This window comes from Paenibacillus sp. HGF5, assembly GCF_000204455.1.
GTDB classification, from domain to species: Bacteria; Bacillota; Bacilli; order Paenibacillales; family Paenibacillaceae; genus Paenibacillus_AQ; species Paenibacillus_AQ lautus_A.
The window spans coordinates 1-6,198 of the sequence record NZ_AEXS01000090.1 but is presented as its reverse complement, the minus strand read 5'-3'; the positions used below and the strand labels follow the sequence as shown (position 1 = coordinate 6,198).

The 6,198-nt window shown below is 49.9% G+C and carries 7 protein-coding genes; 6 read left to right on the top strand and 1 reads right to left on the bottom strand.

All coding sequences use genetic code 11. The features are described from left to right. Positions 1 to 7 precede the first annotated feature (7 nt). Entirely contained in the window at positions 8 to 718 is a 711-nt protein-coding gene (locus HMPREF9412_RS14665) for a TerC family protein (RefSeq protein WP_009592387.1), read from the bottom strand. Between the two features lie 128 nt (positions 719 to 846). On the opposite strand from HMPREF9412_RS14665, the gene HMPREF9412_RS14660 reads away from it, so the two are divergent. The 6 genes from HMPREF9412_RS14660 to HMPREF9412_RS33100 form a co-directional block, all read left to right on the top strand. Further along, positions 847 to 1,509, top strand: coding sequence for a TerC family protein (locus HMPREF9412_RS14660; protein ID WP_009592388.1), 663 nt, complete (start codon positions 847 to 849; stop codon positions 1,507 to 1,509). 258 nt (positions 1,510 to 1,767) lie between these two features. Next, complete coding sequence (locus HMPREF9412_RS14655) at positions 1,768 to 2,280, top strand: hypothetical protein (RefSeq protein WP_009592385.1); 513 nt, start codon at positions 1,768 to 1,770, stop codon at positions 2,278 to 2,280. 152 nt (positions 2,281 to 2,432) lie between these two features. Beyond that, entirely contained in the window at positions 2,433 to 4,274 is a 1,842-nt protein-coding gene (typA, locus tag HMPREF9412_RS14650) for a translational GTPase TypA (RefSeq protein WP_009592389.1), read from the top strand. Between the two features lie 39 nt (positions 4,275 to 4,313). After that, complete coding sequence (locus HMPREF9412_RS14645) at positions 4,314 to 4,607, top strand: YlaH-like family protein (protein ID WP_009592386.1); 294 nt, start codon at positions 4,314 to 4,316, stop codon at positions 4,605 to 4,607. A 163-nt stretch (positions 4,608 to 4,770) separates the two neighbouring features. Then, positions 4,771 to 5,877, top strand: coding sequence for an LCP family protein (locus HMPREF9412_RS14640; RefSeq protein WP_009592390.1), 1,107 nt, complete (start codon positions 4,771 to 4,773; stop codon positions 5,875 to 5,877). Between the two features lie 75 nt (positions 5,878 to 5,952). Then, positions 5,953 to 6,198, top strand: a 246-nt coding sequence (locus HMPREF9412_RS33100) for a hypothetical protein (RefSeq protein ID WP_036672309.1), incomplete at its 3' end; no start/stop codon positions are given.

Here is a 6,198-nt window from a genome sequence, read left to right as displayed (position 1 = left end):
GGCGTTTCTATAATATGTTGAGACCGCTAGGACAGAGTGGACGACTGACGGCGAGCGGCTGATTTTTTTTCAGATGTCCTGCCGTCAGCACGCCGACGATGATGGCGGCAATGAACAGATATTTTATAATCTGGTGCCCTTCAAAGTACCCCATAAAATGCTTCTCCTCGGTAATCATGGAGGATGCCGTATATGCAAGCACCGCAGAACCTACATAGATAATCCACGGGAAGCGGTTGATCAGCTTGATGAACAGGGTGCTGCCCCATACCACGATGGGAACGCTGATGAGCAGGCCCAGGGTTACAAGGATCATGTTATGTTTGGCCGCGCCGGCAACGGCAATGACGTTGTCCAGACCCATGGCGGCATCGGCTACAATGATGGTGCGGATGGCCGCACCCAGGTTGTTGCCAGCCTTGATATTGCCGTGATCATTATTGTCGTCAGTCAACAGCTTGTAAGCAATGCCGATCAGGAGCACGCCTCCCACAAGCAGCAGCCAAGGGATGTTGAGCAGCCAGACGACCAGGATGGTGGCTATGATGCGGAGAATTACAGCACCTGCCGTACCGTAGATAATGGCTTTTTTCTGGGTTTCCTTCGGAAGATTGCGTGCCGCAAGGCCGATTACGATGGCGTTGTCCCCGGCCAATATCAAATCCAAAAACACAATGTTGATTAATGCAAGAAAAAATTCAGCGGCTGTGGTTTCCATGAATGTCACTCCTCTTAGAATACGTTCCACCATTAAACAAAGTGGATTTATTATAGGCCTATTTTTCCTGATGTGCAAGCATAGCCTGGACAAAAACCACATATGTGTAGAGTGGGGGTGTTGTTCTGGTGGAGACGATTTTTTTGTTGGGACAAATATTAGTGATCAATCTTGTACTCAGCGGCGACAATGCCTTGGTCATTGCTATGGCCAGCAAGGATCTTCCGGAAATACACCGCAAACGGGCCGTTTGGATCGGGACGGCGGGGGCTGTACTTTTGCGCTGCATTCTGACTTTTGTGGCCGTTCTGCTGTTGAAAATTCCGTTTCTGCAGGCTGGCGGCGCATTGCTGCTCATCTGGATCGCGGTCAAACTGATGATGCAAAAGGAACATGATCCTTCGAGCATGGCCAGGGCTTCCACGATATGGGGCGCGGTCAATACGATTCTGATCGCCGATTTTGTCATGAGCCTGGACAATGTCTTGGCAATCGCGGGGCTTGCCAATGGCGATCTCTCCCTGATTGTCATCGGGATTATATTAAGCATTCCAATTGTTGTATGGGGAAGCGGGATGATCTCCAGGCTGCTTCAAAAGTTTCCCGTACTGCTCTATATAGGTGCCGGTATTCTAGCTTTTACAGCAGGCGAAATGCTCATACAGGATTCTCGCGTCGGCTTGCTGCTGGCTTATTGGATGCCCTATGCGCACAGCTTGCTGCCGATTATCGTTGCAGGTTTCGTCGTGCTCATCGGCGGATTGCAGACGGTAAGACGGACCGGCACGTAAACGGGGATATTTCTGCAGGCTGCGGTGTTGGGCATACTCATGCGGAAGCTGTAAACCGGAGAAATGGACGACTGTCTCGCGCAGTCGTCCATTTCTTGTGGTGCTAGGCCGATGCCTCATTGACCGGGCGGGGCAATTTTTAAGCGGAACAAGCTCGGGATATGGTTTTTTTTGTCGGTTTGGGCTAAAATTAACGTAACTGCTTCTGTTAGAAACCGCTGTTTATGGTGATACATATATTGAAGAGAGGGTGATCAAATGTCCTCCAGAAAAGATTTGGCATTGGGTATTTTCATCGTTGTCGCTGGAGTCGTTATTTTGCTCGGCAAGCTTGGCGTGTTCGGATTTCTGGGCAGAACGTTATGGCCGCTCGTCCTGCTGCTGCCGGGTGTTTTTTTGCATATCCTGTTTTTTGGTCGCCGGGCTTCTGCCGCTATACTGATACCGGGCGGTATTCTGACGGTATACGGGCTTCTGTTCCTCATATGCAATATCGGCGGCTGGGGACTAATGGCTTCATTATGGCCTGTTCTCATTCTCGGTGTGGCCGTAGGCCTGTTTGAGTATTATCTGTACGAGAGCCCGCGTCCCGGCGCTGCACTGCCGATTGCGCTTGGTCTGACGGCGCTTTCCGTTGTGATATTCATCTTCACCTGGCTTCAGACAGGAGCGTTCTACATTATTGCGCTGATCTTGATCGCGGCGGGCGCTTGGATGATCTTCGGCCGCAATCGTTCGAGACGCAATAATAAATGGAGCCGAGGCTGGTAATCGGGAAGAGGTAAAAGTTGCTGGAAGTTTTCTGAAAAGACTTGATTTTCCCGCTCGTTTACCTATATTATAGGATGTATGTTGAAGCGTCGGCATGTCGTCCGGCGCTTTCTTTGTGGCTCATTCGAATAGAAGGGATTTGAGATATATTTATGCAATCAAGAGATCAGATTCGCAACATTGCCATTATTGCTCACGTTGACCATGGCAAAACAACACTTGTAGACCAACTGCTGCAGCAGTCCGGTATTTTCCGGGAGCATGAGACGCTGCAGGAGCGCGCGATGGACTCCAATGATTTGGAGCGCGAACGCGGTATTACCATCCTAGCCAAAAATACGGCTATTACGTATAAAGATTTCTTGATTAACATTGTGGATACGCCTGGACACGCCGATTTCGGCGGTGAAGTCGAACGTATCATGAAAATGGTCGACGGTGTTCTGCTCGTTGTTGACGCATACGAAGGCTGCATGCCTCAGACCAAGTTCGTTCTGGGCAAAGCGCTTGCCCATAACTTGACGCCAATCGTCGTTGTAAACAAGATCGACCGTCCGGCTGCTCGTCCAGCTGAAGTGATCGATGAAGTGCTTGACCTGTTCATTGAGCTTGGAGCGAACGACGACCAGTTGGACTTCCCCGTAGTATATGCATCTGCCCTAAACGGTACTTCTAGCATGGATCCGGAGAAGCAAGACGATAACATGCTTGCTCTTTACGAAACCATTATCGACCATATCCCTTCCCCTACCGAGAAAGTGGACGAGCCTCTGCAGTTCCTCGTTACCTTGATGGATTACAATGAATATCTGGGCCGTATCGCCGTCGGCCGCGTGAATCGCGGTGTCATTAAGCAAGGCCAACCGGTTGCCGTTATGCTTAGAGACGGTTCCACGAAGAATGCCCGTATCGAGAAGCTGTTCGGTTTCCAAGGACTGAAGCGGATCGAGGTCGCTGAAGCAGGCGCTGGCGACATCGTGGCGATCGCAGGCATCAAAGACATCAACATCGGAGAAACCATTGCGGATCCACAGCATCCGGAAGCCCTCCCGGTTCTCAAAATTGACGAGCCTACCCTGCAAATGACGTTCCTGGTGAACAACAGTCCTTTTGCCGGACGCGAAGGCAAATGGGTGACATCCCGCAAGCTTCGCGACCGTCTCTTTAAAGAACTGGAAACGGACGTCAGCTTGCGAGTGGATGAGACGGACAGCCCGGATGCTTATATCGTTTCGGGACGCGGCGAGCTTCACCTCAGTATCCTGATTGAGAATATGCGGCGTGAAGGCTATGAGCTTCAAGTATCCAAGCCTGAAGTTATCGTAAGAGAAATCGATGGCGTCAAAATGGAGCCGATCGAACGCCTCCTGATTGACGTGCCGGAAGAGAGCATGGGCGCTGTTATGGAAAGCCTTGGAACACGCAAGGCCGAAATGGTCAACATGGTGAACAACGGAAACGGTCAGGTACGTCTGGAATTCCTGATTCCGGCTCGCGGGCTTATCGGCTACCGCACCCATTTCTTGACGCTGACACGCGGCTACGGCATTATGAACCACGCGTTCGACAGCTATGGCCCGCTGGTTGGCGGCCAAGTGGGCGGACGCCATCAAGGCGTGCTGGTTTCCACGGAAAACGGATCTTCGACGTTCTACGGCATGATGTCGGTTGAAGACCGCGGAACCCTGTTCCTGGAACCGGGGACCGAGATTTATGAAGGCATGATCGTCGGGGAGCATACCCGCGACAACGATATCGTCGTCAATATTTGTAAAGAGAAGCAATTGACCAACGTTCGTTCGGCAACGAAGGACGATACGGTGAAATTGAAAACACCGGTCATCTTCTCGCTTGAGCAAGCTCTGGAGTACCTGAACGACGACGAGTATTGCGAGATTACGCCGAAGTCCGTTCGTCTCCGCAAGAAGATTTTGAACAAGAGTGAGCGCGAACGCGCAGAAAAACATCGTAAAATGGCGCAAGCAAATCTATAATAGATAGAGATCTACTTGCCCAAAAGGAGTGAACCTATCATGCAGGAATGGTTTGCCGCGCACCCGCTCGTTTCGTATATCGTCATTTTTGTGCTGATCACCTACGTTTACAACAAGGTATTCCGAGTGAAGCAGAAGCTTCCTCTCTTGAAGGAGATTCTCCTGTATATCTTGATGGCCCTGGGTTCGGCGATACTGCTTGTGTTTCAGATCGATAAGCTGCCGATTATCCAATGTTTGTTGGTTGCCGTGGCGTTGATGCTGATGGTGCGTATTCGATACTTTGTTGAAGATCGTCAGAAGAAGAAGGCTCAAGCCGAGCCGAAGTCATAAGGTTTGTAGAAATTTAGCAATTCAGGCAACAACCATACGGCAACTTTTTGTCAGTCCCCATCGTTTATAAGAGAGAGAAGTCAACCATGGTCCGGTAAATGCTTCGAAATGTGAAGCGTTTATCGGACATTCATCTAATTTGAATGAAATCAGGTGTTATGATATGAATCCTACTCATACCAATCTCCCTCCAAGAGCCAAAAGTGGGGGGAAGGGCAAGAAACAGCCAGTTCCTAAAAAGAAAAAAAGCCCATGGAAATCATTTTTTAAATTTATATTAATCGTACTGCTAATTGCAGTATTGACTGCCGCAGGTTACGCCGGGTACCTGTTCTTCAAGGGGAATGAGGTTATCGAGAAAAGCGGGATCGACAAACCGGTAGCTCCAGGGCAATCCGCTAAGGAAAAACCGATTACGGTGCTGCTCTTGGGAACGGATCATCGTCCGGAAACGGGGACTTATTTGACGGATGTGGTCATGGTCGCCACCATGCATCCGGAAACCAATACGTCGACGCTGGTTTCTCTACCCCGGGATACGCTGATTGAACTTGAAGGATACAAGGCGACGAAGCTGAATGCTTATTACCCGAGGTTTAAAGCGGCCTACAATGCTGCCGAGAAAAAGGAACCGGGGAGCGGCATTCAGGCTGAAGAAGAAATGAAAGTCATGATGAGCAAATATCTTGGCGTTAATATCGACTATGTAACGGTTATCGATTTCCAGGGATTCCGTGACGTTGTGGACACCTTTGGCGGCGTAGATGTCAATGTTCAATATAATATGTGTTACCGCGATACTGCCGACGGGACCGACATTAATCTCACTGTGGGTCCTCAGAAGCTGGATGGCAAGAAGGCGCTGGATTATGTTCGTTACCGTAAATCCAGTAACAGCTGTTCGCCGAGAACGAAGGAGTCAAGCGATTTTGAGCGTAATGCCCGCCAAAGCGAAGTATTGCATTCCTTGCTCGACAAGATGAAATCGCTCGGAGGCGTTGCGAAGGTGGGAAATGCGCTGGATGCGGTCAGCGACAACATGACCACCGATTTCGAGCAGGAGCAAATCCGAAATTTGATTGCGACTTATTATGATATCGGAAAAGATGATGTGAAATTCATGCCGGTTACAGGCAATTGGAAGAGCCCTTATGTATATATTAGCAGCAGCGAGCTGGATGCAGCCAAACAAGCGCTGCAAGATGAGCTAGCAGGGAAACACAACGCCGGCGATCAAGGAACAGAAGCGGATTCTGCAACGGCTCCGTGACAATTGAAGGCAAGTTTTATCGTATGTTATAATACAATGTATCAGATGGAGATCATTGTACAGGAGGCCGAAGGAATGTCCTACCTCATGATGCATACGACACACCCATTGATCCATAGTCGGCAGACGGGTTGCCCTGCCCCTGCATCGGTGCGGGCGGATTCCATTAGGGAATGGGAATCCTTCGGATGTCGTCCTTCTGATTCCATGTCGCTCATGACGGGTTCTTTCGACATGGGTGTCCATGTTGCACCGAATAAGCAGTCATACTCCAAATATGTTAACGGTCATGTCCCTAGCGAAGCCGTTATGTCGGTTAGT